We start from the raw sequence: 24,995 nt of genomic DNA, 5'->3' as shown, positions 1-24,995 counted from the left end.
GCTGAATCAGCCTTGTTTTTTAACCAGTGCTTCGACGATGTTCGACGGAGCCTCGGAGTACTTGGAGAATTCCATAGAGTAGCTTGCGCGACCCTGGGACATGGAGCGGACATCGGTCGCATAACCGAACATCTCACCCAGTGGAACTTCGGCACGGATAACCTTACCGGAAACCGAATCTTCCATACCCTGGATCAGACCACGACGACGGTTCAGGTCACCCATCACGTCCCCCATGTAGTCCTCAGGGGTTACCACTTCAACCTTCATGATCGGCTCAAGCACAACACCACCGCCCTTCTGAGCGAGCTGCTTGGTCGCCATGGAGGCCGCCACCTTGAACGCCATCTCGTTGGAGTCGACGTCATGGTAGGAACCATCGAACACGGTCGCCTTCAGGCCGATCAGCGGATAGCCGGCGACAACGCCGTTCTTCATCTGCTCTTCGATGCCCTTCTGGATAGCCGGGATGTATTCCTTCGGAACCACACCACCAACGACCTCGTTGACGAACACCAGACCTTCCTGACCTTCGTCGGCCGGCGCGAAGCGGATCCAGCAATGACCGAACTGACCACGGCCACCCGACTGGCGAACGAATTTGCCTTCGATCTCGCAGTTCTTGGTGATCTTCTCGCGGTAGGAAACCTGCGGCTTACCGATGTTGGCCTCGACGTTGAATTCGCGGCGCATACGGTCAACCAGGATGTCCAGGTGCAGCTCACCCATACCGGAGATGATGGTCTGGCCGGTTTCTTCGTCGGTCTTGACGCGGAACGACGGGTCTTCCTGAGCCAGCTTGCCCAGAGCGATACCCATCTTCTCCTGGTCAGCCTTGGTCTTCGGCTCTACAGCCACCGAAATTACCGGCTCCGGGAAGTCCATACGCTCAAGGATGATCGGCTTGTCGATATCGCAGAGGGTGTCGCCAGTGGTGACGTCCTTCATGCCGATCAGGGCAGCGATGTCGCCGGCGCGCACTTCTTTGATCTCGTCGCGCTGGTTGGCGTGCATCTGCACCATCCGGCCTACGCGCTCCTTCTTGCCCTTGACCGAGTTGATTACGGAGTCGCCCGAGGCGAGAACACCGGAGTAAACGCGGACGAAGGTCAGAGTACCGACGAAGGGGTCGGTGGCGATCTTGAAGGCCAGCGCCGAGAACGGCTCGGAGTCGTCGGCATGACGCTCGTCGACCACTTCCTCGTTGTCCGGGTTGACACCCTGGATCGCCGGAATTTCGGTCGGAGCCGGCAGGTAGTCGATGACGGCATCGAGAACCAGCGGAACGCCCTTGTTCTTGAAGGAGGAGCCGCAGACAGCTGGAACAATCTCGCTGGCCAGAGTACGCGCGCGCAGGCCTGCCTTGATTTCCTCGACAGTCAGCTCGCCCCCTTCCAGGTACTTGTTCATCAGCTCTTCATTGGCTTCGGCGGCAGCCTCGATCATGTTCGAGCGCCACTCTTCGGCCAAGTCCAGAAGCTCGGCAGGGATCTCCTCCTCGCGGTAGGTCGTGCCCTTGTCGTCGTCGTTCCAGTAGATCGCCTTCATCTTGATCAGGTCGATCTGGCCTTCGAAGTTTTCTTCGGCACCGATCGCCAGCTGCACCGGAACCGGGGTATGGCCCAGACGCTGCTTGATCTGGCCGATTACGCGCAGGAAGTTGGCACCGGCACGGTCCATCTTGTTCACGTAAACGACGCGCGGCACGCCGTACTTGTTGGCCTGACGCCACACGGTTTCAGACTGCGGCTCAACACCGGAGGTACCGCAGAACACCACGACCGCGCCGTCCAGCACACGCAGGGAGCGCTCCACCTCAATGGTGAAGTCCACGTGGCCGGGGGTATCGATCACGTTGACACGGTGCTTGTCGTACTGACCACGGGAACCCTCCCAGAAAGTGGTCACGGCAGCAGAGGTGATGGTGATACCACGCTCCTGCTCCTGCACCATCCAGTCGGTGGTAGCCGCGCCGTCGTGCACTTCACCCATCTTGTGGCTGAGACCTGTGTAGAACAGGATCCGCTCGGTAGTGGTGGTCTTGCCCGCGTCAACGTGGGCACAGATACCGATGTTGCGGTAGCGGTTGATTGCTGTAGTACGAGCCATAAAGCCCTCGCAAAAATAATGATGCCGAAATTAGAAGCGGTAGTGCGAGAAGGCCTTGTTAGCTTCAGCCATGCGGTGCACGTCTTCACGCTTCTTAACCGCAGCACCCTTGCCTTCAGCAGCATCCAGCAACTCGCCAGCCAGGCGCAGGGCCATGGATTTCTCGCCACGCTTGCGCGCGTAATCCACCAACCAGCGCATAGCCAGCGCGTTACGACGGGACGGACGAACTTCGACCGGAACCTGGTAAGTAGCACCACCAACGCGGCGCGACTTCACTTCGACCAGCGGAGCGATGGCGTCGAGAGCTTTCTCGAAGATTTCCAGGGGATCGCTGTTCTTGCGTGCTTTGACTGTGTCCAGGGCACCGTAAACGATGCGCTCGGCCACGGCCTTCTTGCCGCTTTCCATCACGTGGTTCATGAATTTGGCGAGAATCTGGCTTCCGTATTTCGGATCGTCCAGGATTTCACGCTTGGCTGCTACACGACGTCTTGGCATTGATAAGCCCTCAAACGGTCTTCAGGTTAGCCCGGGACCATGACACTTCGGTCACGCCCGACCTTACTCTTATCGACTCAGATAAATAGAAATTCGGATTACTTCGGACGCTTGGTGCCGTACTTCGAACGGCCCTGCTTACGGTCCTTAACGCCAGAGGTATCCAGCGAACCGCGCACGGTGTGGTAACGCACACCCGGAAGGTCTTTTACACGACCGCCGCGGATCAGCACCACGCTGTGCTCCTGCAGGTTGTGACCCTCACCACCGATGTAGGAGGTGACTTCAAAACCGTTGGTCAGGCGAACACGGCACACTTTACGCAGTGCGGAGTTCGGTTTCTTCGGCGTGGTGGTGTACACACGAGTGCACACGCCACGGCGCTGCGGGCAGTTCTGCAGCGCAGGCACGTCGCTCTTGTCGACGATGCGCTTGCGCGGCTGACGTACCAGCTGGTTGATAGTTGCCATCTACTAGCTCCACTGTTGTCTTTCGACATAAACAAAATGGCAGAGCAAGACGCCCTGCCAAATTTAGGGGTGCATGAGTCTAAAGAGCTTCCCACACCCCGTCAAGGCGAGTCCGGGATAGCGTACCCCGGACTCGCGCTCAATTACAGATTATTCAACGCTTCCGACAGCTGGGCTTCGGCTTCGCTGGCGCTCACCTGGACCGGCTTGCCGGCCTCACGCTTGCGCTTGCGCTCGCTGTGATAGGCCAAGCCTGTACCGGCCGGGATCAAGCGACCGACCACCACGTTCTCTTTCAGACCGCGCAAGAAGTCGCGCTTGCCGGTAACCGCCGCCTCGGTGAGGACGCGAGTGGTTTCCTGGAACGACGCCGCAGAGATGAACGACTCGGTCGACAGCGACGCCTTGGTGATACCCAGCAGCACGCGGTCGAACTTGGCGATGAATTTGTCGTCAGCCGCCAGACGCTCGTTCTCCTCCAGCACGTGGGTCAGCTCCATCTGGTCGCCCTTGATAAAGCTGGAATCACCGGACTCGGCCACTTCGACCTTACGCAGCATCTGCCGCAGGATGGTTTCGATGTGCTTGTCGTTGATCTTCACGCCCTGCAGGCGATACACGTCCTGGATCTCGTTGACGATGTATTTGGCCAGCGCGCTCACACCCAGCAAACGCAGGATGTCGTGCGGGTTGCTCGGACCGTCGGAGATAACCTCACCGCGGTTGACCTGCTCACCCTCGAAGACGTTCAGGTGACGCCACTTCGGAATCAGCTCCTCGTACGGATCGCTACCATCGGTCGGGGTGATGACCAGGCGGCGCTTGCCTTTGGTTTCCTTACCGAAGGAGATGGTGCCGCTGATTTCCGCCAGGATCGACGGCTCTTTCGGACGCCGCGCCTCGAACAGGTCGGCCACGCGCGGCAGACCACCGGTGATGTCACGGGTCTTCGAGGTTTCCTGCGGGATACGGGCGATTACGTCACCCACACCCACCTTGGCGCCGTCGGTCAGGTTGACCAGGGCGTTGGCCGGCAGGAAGTACTGCGCGGGCACGTCGGTACCCGGCAGCAGCAGTTCTTTGCCGCTGGCGTCGACCATCTTCACCGCCGGACGGATGTCCTTGCCGGCAGCCGGCCGATCCTTCGGATCCAGCACCTCGATGTTGGTCAGACCGGTCAATTCGTCGGTCTGACGCTTGATGGTGATGCCTTCTTCCATGCCCACGAAGGTCAGGGTACCGGCCATCTCGGTGACGATCGGGTGGGTGTGCGGATCCCACTTGGCGACGATGGCGCCGGCGTCGACCTTGTCGCCTTCCTTGACCGAAATCACCGCACCATATGGCAACTTGTAACGTTCGCGCTCACGACCGAAGTCGTCGGCAATCGCCAGCTCGCCGGAACGGGATACCGCTACCAGGTTGCCGTCCAAGCGCTCGACGTGCTTGAGGTTGTGCAGGCGCACGGTACCACCGTTCTTCACCTGGACGCTGTCGGCTGCCGAGGTCCGGCTCGCCGCACCACCGATGTGGAAGGTCCGCATGGTCAGCTGGGTACCCGGCTCACCGATGGACTGGGCGGCGATAACGCCGACCGCCTCGCCGATGTTGACCTGATGGCCACGAGCCAGGTCGCGGCCGTAGCACTTGGCGCAGATGCCATAGCGGGTTTCACAGGAAATCGGCGAACGCACGATCACTTCGTCGATGCTTGCACGCTCGATGAATTCGACCCACTGCTCGTCGACCAAGGTACCGGCCGGCACGATGACCTCATCGCTACCCGGCTTGAACACGTCGCGTGCAATCACGCGACCGAGGACGCGCTCACCCAGCGGCTCAACCACGTCGCCGCCTTCGATGTGCGGCGTCATCAGCAGACCGTGTTCGGTGCCGCAGTCGATCTCGGTCACCACCAGATCCTGGGCTACGTCAACCAGACGACGGGTCAGGTAACCGGAGTTCGCGGTCTTCAACGCGGTATCCGCGAGACCTTTACGCGCACCGTGGGTGGAGATGAAGTACTGCAGAACCGACAGACCCTCGCGGAAGTTCGCAGTGATCGGCGTCTCAATGATCGAGCCGTCCGGCTTGGCCATCAGGCCGCGCATACCGGCCAGCTGGCGGATCTGTGCCGCGGAACCCCGGGCGCCGGAGTCGGCCATCATGTACATGGAGTTGAAGGACTCCTGGTCGACTTCCTTGCCCTCGCGGTCGATGACCTTCTCTTTCGAGAGGTTGGCCATCATCGCCTTGGACACTTCGTCGTTGGCCTTCGACCACAGGTCGATCACCTTGTTGTACTTCTCACCCTGGGTCACCAGGCCGGAAGCGTACTGGCTCTCGATCTCCTTCACTTCCTCGGTGGCGGCGTCGATGATGCGCGCCTTCTCGTCGGGAATGACGAAGTCGTTCACGCCGATCGACACACCAGAGATGGTCGAGTAGGCGAAGCCGGTGTACATCAGCTGGTCGGCGAAGATCACGGTGTCCTTCAGACCGACCGTGCGGTAGCACAGGTTGATCAGCTTGGAGATCGCCTTCTTCTTCATCGACTGGTTGACCACGTCGAACGGCAAGCCGGCCGGAACCACCTGGAACAGCAACGCACGGCCGACAGTGGTGTCGACGATGCGGGTGTTCTTGACGACGCTGCCGTCCTTCTGGTTCACGGTCTCGTTGATGCGGACCTTGACGCGCGCATGCAGCGACGCCTCGCCGGCGCGGAACACACGGTCGACTTCCTGCAGGTCGGCGAACACGCGGCCTTCGCCCTTGGCATTCACGGCCTCGCGGGTCATGTAGTACAGACCCAGCACCACGTCCTGCGACGGCACGATGATCGGCTCGCCGTTGGCGGGCGACAGGATGTTGTTGGTCGACATCATCAGCGCGCGCGCTTCCAGCTGGGCCTCGAGGGTCAGCGGCACGTGCACGGCCATCTGGTCACCGTCGAAGTCGGCGTTGTACGCGGCGCAGACCAGTGGGTGCAGCTGGATCGCCTTGCCCTCGATCAGCACCGGCTCGAACGCCTGGATACCCAGACGGTGCAGGGTCGGCGCACGGTTGAGCAGGACCGGATGTTCGCGGATGACTTCGGCGAGCACGTCCCAAACCTCGGGCAGCTCGCGCTCGACCATCTTCTTCGCGGCCTTGATGGTGGTGGCCATGCCACGCATTTCCAGCTTGCCGAAAATGAACGGCTTGAACAGTTCGAGCGCCATCTTCTTCGGCAGGCCGCACTGGTGCAGGCGCAGGGTCGGGCCCACGGTGATCACGGAACGACCGGAGTAGTCGACGCGCTTACCCAGCAGGTTCTGACGGAAGCGGCCTTGCTTACCCTTGATCATGTCGGCGAGCGACTTCAGCGGACGCTTGTTCGAGCCGGTGATGGCGCGACCGCGACGGCCGTTGTCCAGCAGGGCGTCGACCGCTTCCTGCAGCATGCGCTTTTCGTTGCGCACGATGATATCCGGCGCAGCCAGGTCGAGCAGGCGCTTCAGGCGGTTGTTACGGTTGATCACCCGACGATACAGATCGTTCAGGTCGGAGGTGGCGAAACGGCCGCCATCCAGCGGAACCAGCGGACGGAGATCCGGCGGCAGGACCGGCAGGACGGTCAGCACCATCCACTCCGGATGGTTGCCGGAGTCCTTGAAGGCTTCCATCAGCTTCAGGCGCTTGGACAGCTTCTTGATCTTGGTTTCCGAGTTGGTCTGCGGGATTTCCTCACGCAGGCGGCCAATCTCGTGCTCCAGATCGATCGCGTTGAGCAGCTCGCGCACCGCTTCGGCGCCCATGCGCGCATCGAAGTCGTCACCGAACTCCTCGATCGCCTCGAAGTACTGCTCGTCGTTCAGCAGCTGGCCCTTTTCCAAGGTGGTCATGCCCGGATCGATCACCACGTAGCTCTCGAAATAGAGCACGCGCTCGATGTCACGCAGGGTCATGTCCAGCAGCAGGCCGATACGCGACGGCAGCGATTTGAGGAACCAGATGTGGGCAACCGGCGAAGCCAGTTCAATGTGCGCCATGCGCTCGCGGCGGACTTTAGCCAGGGCCACTTCCACGCCGCACTTCTCGCAGATCACGCCGCGGTGCTTGAGGCGCTTGTACTTGCCGCACAGGCACTCGTAGTCCTTGACCGGGCCAAAGATCTTGGCGCAGAACAGGCCGTCACGCTCTGGCTTGAAGGTACGGTAATTGATGGTTTCCGGCTTTTTCACTTCACCGAACGACCACGAACGGATCATCTCAGGCGACGCCAACCCGATACGGATGGCATCGAATTCTTCGACTTGACCCTGGTTTTTCAGCAAATTCAGTAGGTCTTTCAAGGCCTTTCCTCCTGGCGGAGCAAGGAGCGGGCAATGCTGCCACGCTCCCGATGCGCGTCACGTGTTATTCGGTTTCCAGATCGATGTCGATACCGAGCGAACGGATCTCTTTGATCAGCACGTTGAAGGACTCGGGCATGCCCGGCTCCATACGGTGATCACCGTCCACGATGTTTTTGTACATCTTGGTCCGGCCGTTCACGTCGTCCGACTTCACGGTCAGCATTTCCTGCAGGGTGTAGGCGGCGCCATAGGCCTCCAGGGCCCAGACCTCCATCTCACCGAAGCGCTGACCACCGAATTGCGCCTTACCACCCAGCGGCTGCTGGGTAACCAGGCTGTAGGAACCAGTGGAACGCGCGTGCATCTTGTCGTCCACCAAGTGGTTCAGTTTCAGCATGTACATGTAACCGACGGTGGTCGGGCGCTCGAACTGGTTGCCGGTACGACCGTCAGTCAGGCGCATCTGGCCACTCTCCGGCAGATCCGCCAGCTTCAGCATCGACTTGATTTCGCTTTCCTTGGCGCCATCGAATACCGGAGTGGCCATCGGCACACCGCCGCGCAGGTTCTTCGCCAGATCCAGGATCTCGGTATCGCTCAGCTCATCCAGGCTTTCCTGGCGGCCTCCGACCTCGTTGTAGATCTGCTGCATGAACTTACGCAGCTCGGCGACCTTGCGCTGCTCTTCGAGCATGCGGTTGATCTTCTCGCCCAGCCCCTTGGCCGCGAGGCCCAGGTGGGTTTCGAGGATCTGCCCGACGTTCATCCGCGACGGCACGCCGAGCGGGTTGAGCACGATATCGACCGGCGTACCGTTGGCGTCATGCGGCATGTCTTCCACCGGCATGATCACCGAGACCACACCCTTGTTACCGTGACGACCGGCCATCTTGTCGCCCGGCTGGATGCGCCGGCGAATCGCCAGGTAAACCTTGACGATCTTCAGCACGCCCGGCGCCAGATCGTCGCCCTGTTGCAGCTTGCGCTTCTTGTCCTCGAACTTGTCGTCGAGCAGTTGGCGGCGATCGCTGATGTAGGCCTGGGCCTTTTCCAGCTGCTCGTTGAGAGCATCCTCAGCCATGCGCAGCTTGAACCACTGACCACGCTCGAGGCCGTCGAGGAACTCGTCGGTGATCTCGCTACCCTTCTTCAGGCCGGCACCACCCTCGGCGACACGGCCGACCAGAGCCGAGCGCAGACGCTCGAAGGTCGCGCCTTCGACGATGCGGAACTCTTCGTTGAGGTCCTTGCGGATCTCGTCGAGCTGCATCTTCTCGATCGCCAGCGCACGCGAGTCGCGCTCGACGCCATCGCGGGTGAACACCTGGACGTCGATGACGGTGCCCTTGGTACCGGTCGGCACGCGCAAGGAGGTGTCCTTAACGTCACTGGCCTTCTCACCGAAGATCGCGCGCAGCAGCTTCTCTTCCGGGGTCAGCTGGGTTTCGCCCTTCGGCGTGACCTTGCCGACCAGGATGTCGCCCGGACCGACTTCGGCGCCGACGTAGACGATACCGGCCTCGTCCAGTTTGTTCAGTGCCGCTTCGCCAACGTTCGGGATGTCCGAGGTGATTTCCTCTGGCCCGAGCTTGGTGTCACGCGCCACACAGGTCAGTTCCTGGATGTGGATGGTAGTGAAGCGATCTTCCTGGACCACTCGCTCGGAAAGGAGGATGGAGTCCTCGAAGTTGTAACCGTTCCACGGCATGAACGCGACGCGCATGTTCTGCCCCAGCGCCAGTTCACCCATGTCGGTGGACGGGCCGTCGGCAAGGATGTCGCTGCGTGCAACCTTGTCACCTTTCTGCACCAGCGGACGCTGGTTGATGCAGGTGTTCTGGTTGGAGCGGGTGTATTTGGTCAGGTTGTAGATGTCGACGCCGGCTTCACCGGTTTCAACTTCATCGTCGTTGACGCGCACCACGATGCGGCTAGCGTCGACCGAGTCGATCACCCCGCCACGACGGGCCACCACGCAGACGCCGGAGTCTCGGGCGACGTTGCGCTCCATGCCGGTACCCACCAGCGGCTTATCGGAACGCAGGGTCGGCACGGCCTGACGCTGCATGTTCGAACCCATGAGGGCGCGGTTGGCGTCGTCGTGCTCGAGGAACGGGATCAGCGAAGCGGCGACGGAGACCACCTGCTTCGGCGACACGTCCATCAGGGTCACATCTTCCGGCGCCTTGACGGTGAATTCGTTGAGGTGACGTACCGCCACCAGCTCGTCGATCAGTTGCCCCTTGTCGTTCATCGCCGCAGAAGCCTGGGCAATCACGTGGTCGGCCTCTTCGATCGCCGAGAGGAAGACGATCTCGTCGGTCACCAGGGTGTCCTTCACCACACGGTACGGGCTTTCCAGGAAACCGTACTGGTTGGTGCGGGCATAGGCGGCCAGCGAGTTGATCAGACCGATGTTCGGACCTTCAGGGGTCTCGATCGGACACACACGACCGTAGTGGGTCGGGTGTACGTCGCGGACTTCGAAGCCTGCACGCTCACGAGTCAAACCACCCGGGCCGAGCGCGGAGACACGACGCTTGTGGGTGATCTCGGAAAGCGGGTTGTTCTGGTCCATGAACTGCGACAGCTGGCTGGAACCGAAGAACTCTTTCACCGCCGCCGCGACCGGCTTAGCGTTGATCAGGTCCTGAGGCATCAGGCCTTCGCTTTCGGCCATCGACAGACGTTCCTTGACCGCCCGCTCGACGCGCACCAGACCGACGCGGAACTGGTTCTCGGCCATCTCGCCGACACAACGCACGCGACGGTTACCCAGGTGGTCGATGTCGTCGACGATGCCCTTGCCGTTACGGATGTCGACCAGGGTTTTCAGCACTTCGACGATGTCTTCGCGGCTCAGCACACCCGAACCTTCGATCTCGGTGCGGCCGATGCGACGGTTGAACTTCATCCGGCCGACCGCAGACAGGTCATAACGCTCGGCGCTGAAGAACAGGTTGTTGAACAGGGTTTCCGCGGCATCCTTGGTCGGCGGCTCGCCGGGACGCATCATGCGGTAGATCTCGACCAGCGCATCCAGCTGATTAGCGGTGGAATCGATCTTCAGGGTGTCGGAAATGAACGGACCGCAATCGATGTCGTTGGTGTACAGCGTTTCGATGCGGACGACCTGCGCCTTGGCGATCTTGACCAGCAGCTCGGTGGTCAACTCGGTGTTGCACTCGGCGATGATCTCGCCGGTCGCCGGATGCACGATGACCTTGGCAGTGGTGCGGCCAATCACGTAATCCAGGGGCACTTCCAGCTCTTTGATGCCGGCCTTGTCGAGCTGGTTGATGTGGCGCGCGGTGATACGGCGACCCTGCTCGACGATGACCTTGCCCTTGTCGTCCTTGATATCGAGGGCGGCAACTTCACCCCGCAGACGCTGCGGCACCAGTTCGAGGCTCAAGCCCTCGCCCTTCACGTGGAATACGTTGGTGGCATAGAACGCATCGAGGACTTCTTCGGTGCTATAGCCCAGCGCGCGCAGCAGTACGGACGCCGGCAGCTTGCGACGACGGTCGATACGGACGAATACGCAGTCCTTCGGATCGAACTCGAAGTCGAGCCAGGAGCCGCGGTAAGGAATGATGCGCGCGGAGTACAGCAGCTTGCCGGAGCTGTGAGTCTTGCCCTTGTCGTGGTCGAAGAACACGCCCGGGGAACGGTGCAGCTGGGAGACGATGACGCGCTCGGTACCGTTGATGACGAAGGTGCCGTTCTCGGTCATCAGGGGAATTTCCCCCATGTAGACTTCTTGTTCCTTGATGTCCTTGATTGCCTTGTTCGACGATTCTTTGTCGAAAATGATCAGGCGCACTTTTACCCGCAGCGGCACGGCGTAAGTCACGCCACGCAGCACGCACTCTTTGACATCAAAGGCCGGTTCGCCCAGGCGATAACCGACATATTCCAGGGCAGCGTTGCCGGAATAGCTGATAATCGGGAAAACAGACTTGAAGGCCGCGTGCAGGCCGATATCACGGAACTGGTCTTTGCTCACTCCCGCCTGCAGGAATTCGCGATACGAATCCAGCTGGATGGCCAGGAGGTAGGGTACATCCATGACGTCCGGCAACTTGCTAAAGTCTTTGCGGATACGTTTTTTCTCAGTGTATGAGTAAGCCATCAGCGTTCCCCAGCTTGGTCACCTGCTTGTTTGGCTCCTCCGATCGGAGCAGCCAGAAAATCGTGCAAACCCCTTGGTTTGCGCCACCCCTCGGGTGGTTGATGTTCCGCTCTAGACGGGCAACCAGCTAGAACGGAAAAAGGCCGGTGGCATTTGCCACCAGCCATCAGCCTTACGCGAAACGCTCAGGCTGTAGACGCAAGGTCGTCGCTTACTTGAGCTCGACTTTCGCGCCTGCTTCTTCCAGAGCCTTCTTGGCAGCTTCGGCTTCTTCTTTCGAGACGCCTTCCTTAACTGCGCCAGGGGCGCCGTCAACTACTGCCTTGGCTTCTTTCAGGCCCAGACCGGTCAGTTCACGAACGACCTTGATCACGTTCACTTTCTTCTCGCCAGCTTCGGTCAGAACGATAGTGAACTCGGTTTGTTCTTCAACGACAGCAGCAGCAGCGGCCGGGCCGGCAGCAACGGCAGCAGCGGCAGTTACGCCGAACTTCTCTTCCATTGCCTTGATCAGTTCAACAACTTCCAGAACGGTTTTCTGGCCGATTGCTTCGATGATGTCTTCGTTAGACAGAGCCATGACTCAAATTCCTGTATTGGGGGACAGCCTGCGCGGCCATCAAATTAAACAAATAAGCTTGAGAGAACCTGCACAGCCTTAGGCCGCAGCAGCTTCCTTCTGGTCGCGAACGGCTGCCAAAGTACGAGCCAGCTTGCTGGTAGCGCCTTGAATCACGCTCATCAGCTGCGCAATGGCTTCGTCGTAGGTCGGCAGAGTTGCCAGCACGTCGATCTGATTGGCTGCGAGGAACTTGCCCTCGAACGCAGCTGCCTTGATCTCGAACTTGTCCTGACCCTTGGCGAACTCCTTGAACAGACGAGCAGCAGCGCCCGGGTGCTCGTTGGAGAACGCAATCAGGGTCGGGCCTTTGAACACGTCGTTGAGCACATCGTACTGAGTGCCTTCAACGGCGCGGCGCAGCAGGGTGTTACGTACGACACGCACGTATACGCCAGCTTCGCGGGCCTCTTTACGGAGTCCGGTCATAGCGCCGACAGTCACGCCACGGGCATCAGCCACGACAGCAGACAGAGCGGCTTTGGCAGCCTCGTTGACTTCAGCGACGATGGCCTTTTTGTCTTCGAGTTTAATTGCCACGGGTTTACTCCTGGATGTTACCGGTTCGTCCAGCCGTAGCTGGGCGACGTTTTGGTGTCTGATTCGGTAAGGAATCGGGAGCACCATCTGCGTAGGCTTGAGGTTTAAGGCTTGCGCCACCTACGGTCTTGGATAGCCCCCGCCAGGCAGGGACCCCAATCTTTGGGGTGACGAAGTCGCCTCCGCCAGCCACCTATGCATTACGCGTTGAGCGAGGCCTGATCAATCTGCAGACCCGGGCCCATGGTGGTGCTCAGGGTCACGCGCTTGATGTAGATGCCTTTCGACGAGGCAGGCTTCAGGCGCTTCAGATCAGCAATCAGCGCTTCCACGTTTTCCTTCAGCTTGACGGCATCAAAACCAACCTTGCCTACGGAAGTGTGGATGATGCCATTCTTGTCGGTACGGTAGCGAACTTGACCAGCCTTGGCATTCTTAACCGCGGTAGCCACGTCTGGGGTTACGGTGCCAACTTTCGGGTTTGGCATCAGGCCGCGCGGACCCAGCACCTGCCCCAACTGACCGACAACGCGCATTGCATCCGGGGAAGCGATCACGACGTCATAGTTCAACTCGCCAGCTTTCATGTCGGCGGCCAGATCGTCCATACCGACGCGATCGGCGCCGGCAGCCAGAGCAGCCTCGGCAGCCGGACCCTGAGTGAAGACAGCTACGCGAACAGCTTTGCCAGTGCCGTGCGGCAGCACAGTAGCGCTACGAACAACCTGGTCGGATTTACGCGGGTCAACGCCGAGATTCACGGCGACATCTACAGACTCGGCGAACTTAACAGCGGACAGCTCGCTCAGCAGGCTGGCAGCTTCTTCAAAGCCGTAGGCCTTGCCCGCTTCGATCTTGGCCGCAATGGCCTTTTGGCGCTTAGTCAACTTAGCCATTACACACCCTCCACGTTCAAGCCCATGCTACGCGCGGAGCCGGCGATGGTACGCACGGCCGCATCCAGGTCAGCGGCAGTCAGATCAGCCTTTTTGGTCTTGGCGATCTCTTCCAACTGAGCACGGGTAACGGTGCCAACTTTGACGGTGTTCGGACGAGCAGAGCCACTGGTCAGGCCGGCGGCCTTTTTCAACAGCACCGAAGCCGGGGTGCTTTTGGTTTCAAACGTAAAGCTGCGGTCGCTGTAAACGGTGATGATCACTGGAGTCGGCAGACCAGGTTCCATACCCTGGGTACGGGCGTTAAACGCCTTGCAGAATTCCATGATGTTCACACCGTGCTGACCCAGAGCCGGGCCGACTGGCGGCGACGGGTTGGCCTGAGCGGCCTTCACTTGCAGCTTGATATAAGCGGTAATCTTCTTAGCCATGAGCTACTCCAATTGCGGGTATTAGCGCCTTGCGGCTCCCCAGCTATCTACGTATTTATCCCAGCGACGACAAAACCCCACAGCCAACGACTGCAGGGGTATGGGATGCATTTTCAGCTACGCCTTTTCGACCTGACTGAACTCCAATTCAACCGGGGTTGAGCGACCAAAAATAGTCACCGCCACCTGTATCCGGCTTTTCTCATAATTAACTTCTTCCACCACGCCACTGAAGTCAGCGAAAGGCCCATCAACGACGCGCACCATTTCACCTGGCTCGAACAGCGTTTTGGGCTTCGGCTTATCGCTACCATCGGCAACGCGACGGAGAATGGCTTCGGCTTCTTTATCGGTGATCGGCGCCGGCTTGTCGGCAGTACCACCAATGAAACCCATGACACGAGGAGTATCCTTGACCAAGTGCCAAGTCCCCTCATTCATCTCCATCTGCACCAGAACATAGCCCGGAAAGAATTTGCGCTCGCTTTTGCGCTTCTGGCCGTTGCGCATCTCCACTACTTCTTCAGTGGGGACCAGAATCTCACCGAACCCGTCCTCCATGCCGGCCAGCTTCACACGCTCAGTCAAAGAGCGCATTACATGCTTCTCGTAACCCGAGTAAGCATGCACAACGTACCAACGCTTAGCCACGGGACACCTTTAACCAACAATCAAAGAAACAAGCCAACCGAGCAGGGAGTCGAGCCCCCACAACAGCAGCGCCATAACGAGAACGACAGCAACGACGATTAGCGTGGTCTGCATCGTTTCTTGGCGAGTCGGCCAAACGACTTTGCGAATCTCGACGCGGGCTTCCTTCACCAAACCGAAGAACAACTGGCCTTTGCCAGTTTTCAGCGCGACAAAAGCCGCAACTGCCGCCAGCACAATCAAGCCGAGAACTCGGTACAGAATCGGCTCGCCCGAGAAGTACTGATTACCGACCACACCCACAACAACCAAAGCAGCAACAGCAAGCCACTTCAGAAGATCGAAGCGTGAATCTTTGGCTTCAGCCTTAGCATTCATTTACGAGGATCCTGTGAAAGACGTGCCAGATCCACTATCGGAGAATCTGGCAGGTCAGGAGGGAATCGAACCCCCAACCTACGGTTTTGGAGACCGTCGCTCTGCCAATTGAGCTACTGACCTAAAACAAAATCAGGCCGACCATTATGCCGGCCCGAACAGATGAGATCAACCCGTTACTCGACGACCTTGGCAACCACGCCAGCACCAACGGTACGACCACCTTCGCGAATCGCGAAACGCAGACCGTCTTCCATGGCGATCGGCTTGATCAGGGTAACCACCATCTTAACGTTGTCACCCGGCATCACCATCTCAACGCCTTCCGGCAGCTCGCAGTTACCGGTCACGTCAGTGGTACGGAAGTAGAACTGCGGACGGTAGCCCTTGAAGAACGGAGTGTGACGACCGCCCTCTTCCTTGCTCAGCACGTACACTTCAGCTTCAAACTTGGTGTGCGGCTTGATGGTGCCCGGCTTGGCCAGCACCTGACCACGCTCCACGTCGTCACGCTTGGTGCCGCGCAGCAGGATACCGCAGTTCTCGCCAGCACGACCTTCGTCGAGCAGCTTGCGGAACATTTCCACGCCGGTGCAGGTGGTCTTGACGGTGTCACGCAGACCAACGATCTCGATTTCTTCCTGGATCTTGACGATGCCGCGCTCAACACGACCGGTTACCACGGTACCGCGACCGGAGATGGAGAACACGTCTTCGATCGGCATCAGGAACGGCTTGTCGATGGCACGAACCGGCTCCGGAATGTAGCCGTCCAGAGTCTCGACCAGCTTCTTGACGGCGCTGGTGCCCATTTCGTTGTCGTCTTGACCGTTCAGCGCCATCAGCGCGGAGCCGATGATGATCGGCGTGTCGTCGCCCGGGAAGTCATAGGTGGACAGCAGGTCACGAACTTCCATCTCGACCAGCTCCAGCAGCTCGGCGTCGTCCACCATGTCGGCCTTGTTCAGGAACACGACAATGTAAGGAACGCCTACCTGGCGGGACAGCAGGATGTGTTCGCGGGTCTGCGGCATCGGGCCGTCGGCAGCCGAGCACACCAGGATCGCGCCGTCCATCTGCGCAGCACCGGTGATCATGTTCTTCACATAGTCAGCGTGGCCCGGGCAGTCAACATGCGCGTAGTGGCGCACGGCCGAGTCATACTCAACGTGCGCGGTGTTGATGGTGATACCGCGCGCTTTCTCTTCCGGGGCGCTATCGATCTTGTCGAAGTCGACACGGGCGCTACCGAAAACTTCGGAGCAAACGCGAGTCAGAGCGGCGGTCAGAGTGGTTTTACCGTGGTCAACGTGACCGATGGTGCCCACGTTGACGTGCGGTTTATTACGTTCGAATTTTTCTTTAGCCATCGAGAACGCCTCCGATCAAAATATTGAGCGAGCCACGCCACCATTAAAATAAAGGCAGATATTTGCATATCTGCCTTTATTTAGATGGAGCTCATGAGCGGATTTGAACCGCTGACCTCACCCTTACCAAGGGTGTGCTCTACCAACTGAGCTACATGAGCCTAACACTTTGCACGAACAACAAAGCTGGAGCGGGTAGCGGGAATCGAACCCGCATCATCAGCTTGGAAGGCTGAGGTTCTACCACTGAACTATACCCGCGGAGCCTGAAGCTCACGCTTGAATTTGGTGGAGGGGGAAGGATTCGAACCTTCGAAGTCGATGACGTCAGATTTACAGTCTGATCCCTTTGGCCGCTCGGGAACCCCTCCAACGGGAGGCGGCATTCTCAACTCATGCCACCCTACTGTCAAGCTTTTCCTCATTAAAATCTTGAGGTTAGCTACACATGACAGCAACCTTGCAACCCAGCCTTAAGAGCCAGCCTGCGAAGCGGGCGCCATTCTAGTCAAACTATCACGGCGTTGCAACGCTTTCGCACGGCATTAGTTGATGCTGAAGCCCCGAAAAGTCGGCTGCCATGTTTCTCAGCATCTCATCACTCACCAAAGATCGGCTGACCGGCGCGATACGCACCCAATAATTACGATGCGCGCGAGACAACTCGCGCATCAAGGGCTCGTAACCCGCATCCTGCAGACGCTGCAGCACGCTTTCCGCAGACTCGCTACGAGGGAAAATCCCCAAGGAAATCCCATTGGACAAATCTCCCTGGGTAATGATGTAGCTATCAATTTTGCGTGCTTGCAGCTCCTTGAGTTGGCGCAAGGAGGCCTCGCGAGAGGCCAGGGGCGGCAGATAAACCCAATAATCCACCCCAGCAGGCACATCGACCGCCCGAACACCCGACTGGATATCCAGGGCGATTAAGCGCTGCTCGATCCCGCGGACCATTTCTTCCTGCTCAAACCCGCCCAAAAACAGGCAGACTGCGGATTCACCAACCGCCCCCCCTTCACTCTCTTGCACACGACGCACCTTGTCTGCGCCCGCCTCGCTCAGAAGACGGATATCCTGCTTACCTCCTTGATACAGCGAGAGCGGCGCAACCTCCTTTACCCGTAGAGGAGCCTGCTGCTGATGCCAGACGTAATAAAAAAGATTTAAGACCAAGAGGAGCAAAAACAACCAGCGCATAAAGAGCCTCAAGTGAACGGACAAGCAATGGCCAACCCAATAAATATCAAATCCGGCATCACTCGAGCACCAGGAAGCACTTCCTTTACCAACAGTGCATCCCCCCCCGTCAGGAAGACCTGAAAATCCTCCCCCCAGTATTCCTGCGCCAACTCCAACTGGGTTTGCACAAAGCCACGCAACATTAACGAACACCCCCGCTCGACCGCCTCCACTGTCGAGCGCCCAGGAAGCAAGGAGCCCAGCGCCTGCTCTGCAGCGGCATCATCATAGCGAATGCGGCGAGTGTGGGTTCTAAGCTGATTGCGCATGAGCGGGACACCGGGACAAATGAACCCACCGAGGTGATCACCTGCTGCAGAGACGAAATCAGACGTAACCGCCGTCCCCAAATCCAAAACCAGGCACGCCCTCTTCGCCTGGTGATAGGCTCCCAATAGCGCTAACCAGCGATCCAAACCTAGCCGCTCATACTCGTAATACCCATTGCGCACGCCCGCTAACTGAGCCGCCGGGTGGACGCTACGCGTCTCCACCCTGAAGTTCGCCGCTAGGAAGCTAGTTAGCTGCGCCGTCTCGTCATCGCTACGCACACTGACCAAACGCGAATATTTCAGCGCAAGGCCTGGAATCCCATTGAGCGCAGCCAAGAGCTGCTCCGCCGAACCCACCACCCCCGCAGCCACAAGATTCCCATCAAGCACATGCAGAACACGCCACTTAATAAAACTATTGCCACAATCGAGCTCAAGAATCATCACGCAACCTCAAACTGAGCTCTCCGCCGCTGTACTGCTGCTCGACACCCGCCATTAGCATCCGTAACGCACCGTGCCGGTCAACCCCCAACACAACTCCCTCAACCCGCTGCGCCCCCGCCACCAGCACCACCTCTCGCCCCTGCCATAGATGGTTTGCCTCCCACTCCTCCCTCAGAGCGGAAAAACCCTTATCTAGGTGCAGTTGTAGATACTCACGCAACCTCTGGTTCAGCCGCAAAACCAACTCGGTCCGATCGCACAATACCCCCAACTCCAAGCGCATCGACGTCCAGGGCTGCCCGATTTCTTTCTCGCTGCCGCGCATGTTCACGTTGATACCAATGCCTACCACCACGTGACAAACATCCGCCGGATCACCTGACAGCTCAAGCAGAATCCCGGCAATTTTACGCCCCGCCACCTGCAGGTCATTGGGCCATTTCAGCCCAACCCCGGCCACCCCCATATCTCGCAACGCCCACATAACCGCCAGGCCGACAACCAAACTCAACCCCTCAAGCTGGCGCGCCCCACCCTCAATCCGCAAAACCAAGCTGTAATAGATATTTTCCGCAAAAGGGCTTATCCACTGCCGCCCGCGCCGCCCACGCCCAGCAGACTGGCGCTCAGCCAAGACGCAAAAGGGCGCCTCGGCCCCACGCCCCACACGACGCAACGCCTCGGCATTGGTCGAATCAACGCTATCCAAAAGAGAAAATGACCAATCCGCAGCGGAAACCTGTGTGCGCAAACGCTCAGCGTCCAGCAGCGTTATCGGATCAGCCAACTTGTAGCCCCGCCCACGCACCCTGTGGATAGGCACATTTAATTCCGCTTCGAGTTGCTGCAATTGCTTCCACACAGCACTCCGACTAATCCCGAGCTCCGCCCCAAGAGCTTGCCCGGAATGAAAGCGCCCATCCTGGAGGAGCCTCAACAACATCGACATACAGATTACGCCTCACAATGAGGCAGGCATCATATCTACGAGACCCAGCATTGCCTAGGAACGGCGGGCAAACTTTTCCCGCGCGCAAAGACAAACCCCCAGCCTGCTGTCGCGGGCTGGGGGTTTGGGATAGGAGCTTGACGATGACCTACTCTCACATGGGGAGACCCCACACTACCATCGGCGATGAGTCGTTTCACTACTGAGTTCGGGATGGGATCAGGTGGTTCCAACTCTCTATGGTCGTCAAGCAATTGGGTTGGGATGTCGTGGTGAGACGCCATCCCGAATGGGTATGTGACAGTGCCTTGCGGCGGGTATTAAGCGAGTTCTGTCGAACTTTCGGTATTTGTCGACTTCACCGTCCAACACCACAATCGTCAGATTGTTTGGGTGTTATATGGTCAAGCCTCACGGGCAATTAGTATTGGTTAGCTCAACGCCTCACAGCGCTTACACACCCAACCTATCAACGTCGTAGTCTTCGACGGCCCTTCAGGGAGCTCAAGGCTCCAGTGAGATCTCATCTTGAGGCAAGTTTCCCGCTTAGATGCTTTCAGCGGTTATCTTTTCCGAACATAGCTACCCGGCAATGCCACTGGCGTGACAACCGGAACACCAGAGGTTCGTCCAACCCGGTCCTCTCGTACTAAGGTCAGCCCCTCTCAAATCTCAAACGTCCACGGCAGATAGGGACCGAACTGTCTCACGACGTTCTAAACCCAGCTCGCGTACCACTTTAAATGGCGAACAGCCATACCCTTGGGACCGGCTTCAGCCCCAGGATGTGATGAGCCGACATCGAGGTGCCAAACACCGCCGTCGATATGAACTCTTGGGCGGTATCAGCCTGTTATCCCCGGAGTACCTTTTATCCGTTGAGCGATGGCCCTTCCATACAGAACCACCGGATCACTAAGACCTACTTTCGTACCTGCTCGACGTGTCTGTCTCGCAGTCAAGCGCGCTTTTGCCTTTATACTCTACGACCGATTTCCGACCGGTCTGAGCGCACCTTCGTACTCCTCCGTTACTCTTTAGGAGGAGACCGCCCCAGTCAAACTGCCCACCATACACTGTCCTCGATCCGGATAACGGACCAGAGTTAGAACCTCAAGCATGCCAGGGTGGTATTTCAAGGATGGCTCCACGCGAACTGGCGTCCACGCTTCAAAGCCTCCCACCTATCCTACACAAGCAGGCTCAAAGTCCAGTGCAAAGCTACAGTAAAGGTTCACGGGGTCTTTCCGTCTAGCCGCGGATACACTGCATCTTCACAGCGATTTCAATTTCACTGAGTCTCGGGTGGAGACAGCGCCGCCATCGTTACGCCATTCGTGCAGGTCGGAACTTACCCGACAAGGAATTTCGCTACCTTAGGACCGTTATAGTTACGGCCGCCGTTTACCGGGGCTTCGATCAAGAGCTTCGCTTGCGCTAACCCCATCAATTAACCTTCCGGCACCGGGCAGGCGTCACACCCTATACGTCCACTTTCGTGTTTGCAGAGTGCTGTGTTTTTAATAAACAGTCGCAGCGGCCTGGTATCTTCGACCGGCATGGGCTTACCGAGTAAATCGTTCACCCTCACCGGCGCACCTTCTCCCGAAGTTACGGTGCCATTTTGCCTAGTTCCTTCACCCGAGTTCTCTCAAGCGCCTTGGTATTCTCTACCCAACCACCTGTGTCGGTTTGGGGTACGGTTCCTAGTTACCTGAAGCTTAGAAGCTTTTCTTGGAAGCATGGCATCAACCACTTCGCGCTCTAAAAGAGCACTCGTCATCAGTTCTCAGCCTTAAGATCCCGGATTTACCTAAGACCTCAGCCTACAACCTTAAACTTGGACAACCAACGCCAAGCTGGCCTAGCCTTCTCCGTCCCTCCATCGCAGTAACTAGAAGTACAGGAATATTAACCTGTTTCCCATCGACTACGCTTTTCAGCCTCGCCTTAGGGACCGACTAACCCTGCGTCGATTAACGTTGCGCAGGAACCCTTGGTCTTTCGGCGTGGGTGTTTTTCACACCCATTGTCGTTACTCATGTCAGCATTCGCACTTCTGATACCTCCAGCAAGCTTCTCAACTCACCTTCACAGGCTTACAGAACGCTCCTCTACCGCTCGTCTTACGACGAACCCGTAGCTTCGGTGTATGGTTTGAGCCCCGTTACATCTTCCGCGCAGGCCGACTCGACTAGTGAGCTATTACGCTTTCTTTAAAGGGTGGCTGCTTCTAAGCCAACCTCCTAGCTGTCTAAGCCTTCCCACATCGTTTCCCACTTAACCATAACTTTGGGACCTTAGCTGACGGTCTGGGTTGTTTCCCTTTTCACGACGGACGTTAGCACCCGCCGTGTGTCTCCCGTGCTGACACTTGCTGGTATTCGGAGTTTGCATCGGTTTGGTAAGTCGGGATGACCCCCTAGCCGAAACAGTGCTCTACCCCCAGCAGTGATACACGAGGCGCTACCTAAATAGCTTTCGAGGAGAACCAGCTATCTCCGAGCTTGATTAGCCTTTCACTCCGATCCACAGGTCATCCGCTAACTTTTCAACGGTAGTCGGTTCGGTCCTCCAGTCAGTGTTACCTAACCTTCAACCTGCCCATGGATAGATCGCCCGGTTTCGGGTCTATACCCAGCGACTAAACGCCCTATTAAGACTCGCTTTCGCTACGCCTCCCCTATTCGGTTAAGCTCGCCACTGAATATAAGTCGCTGACCCATTATACAAAAGGTACGCAGTCACCTAACAAAGTAGGCTCCCACTGCTTGTACGCATACGGTTTCAGGATCTATTTCACTCCCCTCTCCGGGGTTCTTTTCGCCTTTCCCTCACGGTACTAGTTCACTATCGGTCAGTCAGTAGTATTTAGCCTTGGAGGATGGTCCCCCCATATTCAGACAAAGTTTCTCGTGCTCCGTCCTACTCGATTTCACTTCAAAGATCCTTTCATATACGGGGCTATCACCCACTATGGCCGCACTTTCCAGAGCGTTCTATTAGAATCAATGAAGCTTAAGGGCTAATCCCCGTTCGCTCGCCACTACTAAGGGAATCTCGGTTGATTTCTTTTCCTCAGGGTACTTAGATGTTTCAGTTCCCCTGGTTCGCCTCTTGCACCTATGGATTCAGTACAAGATAACCATCTTATGATGGCTGGGTTCCCCCATTCAGAGATCTCCGGATCAAAGTCTGTTTGCCGACTCCCCGAAGCTTATCGCAGGCTACCACGTCTTTCATCGCCTCTGACTGCCAAGGCATCCACCGTATGCGCTTCTTCACTTGACCATATAACCCCAAGCAATCTGGTTACTGTCTCGAACGTGAAGACGACATTCGCCGAAAATTCGCGCTTGAACTCGCAAATTTTACCTTGACTTGAATAATCACCAGTGAAAGAGATTATTCAGTCTACTTCTATCACATACCCAAATTTTTAAAGAACAGTTACTGGCGCAAAGACCAGAATTCAAGGCTCACTCTTTAAGCATTCAATTCTGAGCTTTCAGCGATTGCGTGATAATGGTGGAGCCAAGGAGGATCGAACTCCTGACCTCCTGCGTGCAAAGCAGGCGCTCTCCCAGCTGAGCTATGGCCCCATCTAATGACCGGCCACATCCCTTGACAATTGGTGGGTCTGGGCAGATTCGAACTGCCGACCTCACCCTTATCAGGGGTGCGCTCTAACCAACTGAGCTACAGACCCAATCGTCTCACTCTCGGGTCTAAACCCAATCGCTTTTCGCAAGTGAATCAAGCAATTCGTGTGGGAGCTTATGAGAAAGCTGATGTCGTCGATTAAGGAGGTGATCCAGCCGCAGGTTCCCCTACGGCTACCTTGTTACGACTTCACCCCAGTCATGAATCACACCGTGGTAACCGTCCCCCTTGCGGTTAGACTAGCTACTTCTGGTGCAACCCACTCCCATGGTGTGACGGGCGGTGTGTACAAGGCCCGGGAACGTATTCACCGTGACATTCTGATTCACGATTACTAGCGATTCCGACTTCACGCAGTCGAGTTGCAGACTGCGATCCGGACTACGATCGGTTTTGTGGGATTAGCTCCACCTCGCGGCTTGGCAACCCTCTGTACCGACCATTGTAGCACGTGTGTAGCCCTGGCCGTAAGGGCCATGATGACTTGACGTCATCCCCACCTTCCTCCGGTTTGTCACCGGCAGTCTCCTTAGAGTGCCCACCATAACGTGCTGGTAACTAAGGACAAGGGTTGCGCTCGTTACGGGACTTAACCCAACATCTCACGACACGAGCTGACGACAGCCATGCAGCACCTGTCTTACAGTTCCCGAAGGCACCAATCCATCTCTGGAAAGTTCTGTAGATGTCAAGGCCAGGTAAGGTTCTTCGCGTTGCTTCGAATTAAACCACATGCTCCACCGCTTGTGCGGGCCCCCGTCAATTCATTTGAGTTTTAACCTTGCGGCCGTACTCCCCAGGCGGTCGACTTAATGCGTTAGCTGCGCCACTAAGTTCTCAAGGAACCCAACGGCTAGTCGACATCGTTTACGGCGTGGACTACCAGGGTATCTAATCCTGTTTGCTCCCCACGCTTTCGCACCTCAGTGTCAGTATCAGTCCAGGTGGTCGCCTTCGCCACTGGTGTTCCTTCCTATATCTACGCATTTCACCGCTACACAGGAAATTCCACCACCCTCTACCGTACTCTAGTCAGGCAGTTTTGGATGCAGTTCCCAGGTTGAGCCCGGGGCTTTCACATCCAACTTACCAAACCACCTACGCGCGCTTTACGCCCAGTAATTCCGATTAACGCTTGCACCCTTCGTATTACCGCGGCTGCTGGCACGAAGTTAGCCGGTGCTTATTCTGTCGGTAACGTCAAAATACTCACGTATTAGGTAAGTACCCTTCCTCCCAACTTAAAGTGCTTTACAATCCGAAGACCTTCTTCACACACGCGGCATGGCTGGATCAGGCTTTCGCCCATTGTCCAATATTCCCCACTGCTGCCTCCCGTAGGAGTCTGGACCGTGTCTCAGTTCCAGTGTGACTGATCATCCTCTCAGACCAGTTACGGATCGTCGCCTAGGTGAGCCTTTACCTCACCTACTAGCTAATCCGACCTAGGCTCATCTGTTAGCGTGAGGTCCGAAGATCCCCCACTTTCTCCCGTAGGACGTATGCGGTATTAGCGTCCGTTTCCGAACGTTATCCCCCACTAACAGGCAGATTCCTAGGCATTACTCACCCGTCCGCCGCTCGCCGGCATCCCGAAGGACCCGCTGCCGCTCGACTTGCATGTGTTAGGCCTGCCGCCAGCGTTCAATCTGAGCCATGATCAAACTCTTCAGTTCAATACTGCTTGGGTTTTGTGAAAACCCTAAACTTGGCTCAGCAATCGCAAATAAACTCTCGAATTCACGAGTGTTACTTGTGATGCTGATAATCAGGTGACTATCAGTCTTACCTCACAAGCACCCACACGAATTGCTTGATTCAGTTGTTAAAGAACAGTTGGTTAAGTCTTTCGTCTCAACCGAGGCGCGCATTTTACAGCAGCCCCTCATTCCGTCAAGCGATTTCGAAAATTTCTTTTCTACTTCAATCGCTTGCGCTTCCGATCAGCCTTCAGCATCTCGTCAGCGGGAGGCGAATTCTACAGC

15 protein-coding genes, 6 tRNA genes and 3 rRNA genes are annotated in these 24,995 nt (G+C 57.5%); all 24 read right to left on the bottom strand.

From position 1 onward, the window contains the following. Window positions 1-6: 6 nt before the first annotated feature. Window positions 7-2,109 (bottom strand): elongation factor G, encoded by a 2,103-nt coding sequence (gene fusA, locus D3880_RS02790; protein WP_119892009.1) that lies wholly within the window; start codon window positions 2,107-2,109, stop codon window positions 7-9. Window positions 2,110-2,139: 30 nt separating this feature from the next. Further along, window positions 2,140-2,610, bottom strand: a complete 471-nt coding sequence (gene rpsG, locus D3880_RS02785) for a 30S ribosomal protein S7 (RefSeq protein ID WP_003246741.1) — start codon at window positions 2,608-2,610, stop codon at window positions 2,140-2,142. 98 nt (window positions 2,611-2,708) lie between these two features. Continuing rightward, window positions 2,709-3,080, bottom strand: a complete 372-nt coding sequence (gene rpsL, locus D3880_RS02780; protein WP_119892008.1) for a 30S ribosomal protein S12 — start codon at window positions 3,078-3,080, stop codon at window positions 2,709-2,711. Between the two features lie 143 nt (window positions 3,081-3,223). Further along, window positions 3,224-7,417 (bottom strand): DNA-directed RNA polymerase subunit beta', encoded by a 4,194-nt coding sequence (gene rpoC / locus D3880_RS02775; protein ID WP_119892007.1) that lies wholly within the window; start codon window positions 7,415-7,417, stop codon window positions 3,224-3,226. Between the two features lie 64 nt (window positions 7,418-7,481). After that, on the bottom strand, window positions 7,482-11,555 hold the full coding sequence (gene rpoB, locus D3880_RS02770) for a DNA-directed RNA polymerase subunit beta (RefSeq protein ID WP_119892006.1): 4,074 nt from the start codon (window positions 11,553-11,555) through the stop codon (window positions 7,482-7,484). Window positions 11,556-11,766: 211 nt separating this feature from the next. After that, window positions 11,767-12,135, bottom strand: coding sequence for a 50S ribosomal protein L7/L12 (gene rplL, locus D3880_RS02765; protein ID WP_119892005.1), 369 nt, complete (start codon window positions 12,133-12,135; stop codon window positions 11,767-11,769). Between the two features lie 78 nt (window positions 12,136-12,213). Further along, window positions 12,214-12,714 (bottom strand): 50S ribosomal protein L10, encoded by a 501-nt coding sequence (gene rplJ, locus D3880_RS02760; RefSeq protein ID WP_119892004.1) that lies wholly within the window; start codon window positions 12,712-12,714, stop codon window positions 12,214-12,216. Window positions 12,715-12,914: 200 nt separating this feature from the next. Continuing rightward, on the bottom strand, window positions 12,915-13,610 hold the full coding sequence (gene rplA, locus D3880_RS02755; protein WP_119892003.1) for a 50S ribosomal protein L1: 696 nt from the start codon (window positions 13,608-13,610) through the stop codon (window positions 12,915-12,917). Then, the gene (gene rplK, locus D3880_RS02750) at window positions 13,610-14,041 is read right to left on the bottom strand and encodes a 50S ribosomal protein L11 (protein ID WP_119892002.1); all 432 of its coding nucleotides are present in this window, start codon (window positions 14,039-14,041) and stop codon (window positions 13,610-13,612) included. Before rplK ends, rplA begins: the two co-directional genes overlap by 1 nt. Before the next feature lie 117 nt (window positions 14,042-14,158). Further along, window positions 14,159-14,692: a transcription termination/antitermination protein NusG gene (gene nusG / locus D3880_RS02745; RefSeq protein ID WP_119892001.1), complete on the bottom strand. Its 534-nt coding sequence runs from the start codon at window positions 14,690-14,692 to the stop codon at window positions 14,159-14,161. Between the two features lie 9 nt (window positions 14,693-14,701). Next, window positions 14,702-15,070 (bottom strand): preprotein translocase subunit SecE, encoded by a 369-nt coding sequence (secE, locus tag D3880_RS02740; protein ID WP_119892000.1) that lies wholly within the window; start codon window positions 15,068-15,070, stop codon window positions 14,702-14,704. Between the two features lie 47 nt (window positions 15,071-15,117). Beyond that, window positions 15,118-15,193, bottom strand: a tRNA-Trp gene (locus D3880_RS02735). Window positions 15,194-15,246: 53 nt separating this feature from the next. Further along, entirely contained in the window at window positions 15,247-16,440 is a 1,194-nt protein-coding gene (gene tuf, locus D3880_RS02730; protein WP_119891999.1) for an elongation factor Tu, read from the bottom strand. Window positions 16,441-16,525: 85 nt separating this feature from the next. Further along, a tRNA-Thr gene (locus D3880_RS02725) sits at window positions 16,526-16,601 on the bottom strand. 26 nt (window positions 16,602-16,627) lie between these two features. Then, a tRNA-Gly gene (locus tag D3880_RS02720) sits at window positions 16,628-16,701 on the bottom strand. Between the two features lie 25 nt (window positions 16,702-16,726). Next, window positions 16,727-16,811, bottom strand: a tRNA-Tyr gene (locus D3880_RS02715). A gap of 145 nt (window positions 16,812-16,956) precedes the next feature. Further along, window positions 16,957-17,637, bottom strand: coding sequence for an SPOR domain-containing protein (locus D3880_RS02710; RefSeq protein ID WP_119891998.1), 681 nt, complete (start codon window positions 17,635-17,637; stop codon window positions 16,957-16,959). Window positions 17,638-17,645: 8 nt separating this feature from the next. Next, window positions 17,646-18,395 (bottom strand): pantothenate kinase, encoded by a 750-nt coding sequence (locus D3880_RS02705; protein WP_119891997.1) that lies wholly within the window; start codon window positions 18,393-18,395, stop codon window positions 17,646-17,648. Beyond that, on the bottom strand, window positions 18,385-19,347 hold the full coding sequence (gene birA / locus D3880_RS02700; protein ID WP_119891996.1) for a bifunctional biotin--[acetyl-CoA-carboxylase] ligase/biotin operon repressor BirA: 963 nt from the start codon (window positions 19,345-19,347) through the stop codon (window positions 18,385-18,387). Before birA ends, D3880_RS02705 begins: the two co-directional genes overlap by 11 nt. A 135-nt stretch (window positions 19,348-19,482) precedes the next feature. Beyond that, window positions 19,483-19,598, bottom strand: a 5S ribosomal RNA gene (gene rrf, locus D3880_RS02695). Between the two features lie 149 nt (window positions 19,599-19,747). Further along, window positions 19,748-22,638 (bottom strand): 23S ribosomal RNA (locus D3880_RS02690). Between the two features lie 235 nt (window positions 22,639-22,873). Further along, window positions 22,874-22,949 (bottom strand) — tRNA-Ala (locus D3880_RS02685). A gap of 30 nt (window positions 22,950-22,979) precedes the next feature. Continuing rightward, window positions 22,980-23,056 (bottom strand) — tRNA-Ile (locus tag D3880_RS02680). 93 nt (window positions 23,057-23,149) lie between these two features. Beyond that, window positions 23,150-24,686 (bottom strand): 16S ribosomal RNA (locus D3880_RS02675). Together the 16S, 23S and 5S rRNA genes with 2 tRNA genes alongside form the textbook arrangement of a ribosomal RNA operon. Between the last annotated feature and the right edge of the window lie 309 nt (window positions 24,687-24,995).

This window comes from Pseudomonas cavernae (assembly GCF_003595175.1).
In the GTDB taxonomy this organism is placed as follows: domain Bacteria; phylum Pseudomonadota; class Gammaproteobacteria; order Pseudomonadales; family Pseudomonadaceae; genus Aquipseudomonas; species Aquipseudomonas cavernae.
Note: the sequence above shows the minus strand (reverse complement) of the source record. Positions and strands in the feature narration are given on the sequence as shown.